1 protein-coding gene is annotated in these 884 nt (G+C 40.8%); it reads left to right on the top strand.

Annotation, left to right across the window (positions count from 1 at the left end):
- The first annotated feature begins 415 nt into the window (after positions 1–415).
- Positions 416–466 (top strand): hypothetical protein, encoded by a 51-nt coding sequence (locus CIK04_RS35880; protein ID WP_369597203.1) that lies wholly within the window; start codon positions 416–418, stop codon positions 464–466.
- Positions 467–884: the final 418 nt, after the last annotated feature.

Here is an 884-nt window from a genome sequence, read left to right on the forward strand (position 1 = left end):
GATCCACTTTTTCTACGGGAAAGTACAGGGTTAGTGCCCACTGACTATGCAAACGTCATAGAACCTAAGATTCGTATCGCCTTAGAACAAATCGACTCTGCACTCGTTCCACAGCAGTTTGATCCTTCTCTGCTTGATAAAGTMACCTTACACATTGTTGAACCTTATTTGATTCAGATCGGCAAAGCACTCATTGAAGCTATTCGATCCGGAGACAAGCAAATTGAAATTAGGCAATGGGGAGAACACAGCGAGTCTCTTATTCTAAATGAGAGTGTCGATATTGGCTTGCACATTATTAATGATAAGCCTCAAGCGTTCTATCAAAAAAGAATACATCCTGGTGCAGGATATTTTGAAGGCAATAAAGAAGGCGAGTATGTGAAATTTATTGTTTCAGGAGTAAACGAATACAGTGATCATTTTAAATGCTCGAACCGGAGACGAATGTTGGCATTATTGTTGATAGCCACGCACTTATGATGCAGTTAATGGAAGATTGTTATACCTTGCGTTATGAACCGCATTTTTCTTCTACCAAACAGACACTGATTGAATATTGATGTCGCACTCATTACGAAGCCTCTCTTCGCATGCGGCAAACAAAATGGCTCACTGATCTCATTATTTCGAGTGGTGGAACACAATATTAAAACGCGCTGGAGCAATAAACATCACGCGTAATCACAAACCAATGCAAGCTCACGATTTAAAACCTTTCATTTCCTCTTTTTCAAACCGGATTGCAAACACATTGGTGAAACACAAAACAAGGCCACGCGCATTTAAGCTCATGGCCTTGATTTTAACCACCCACACTCGCTCATTGTTGCGAAAACGAGGCACTTACATCGCCGACAAATAGGACTTATACGCTTTTAAGC

Source organism: Vibrio sp. 03_296 (assembly GCF_002265885.1).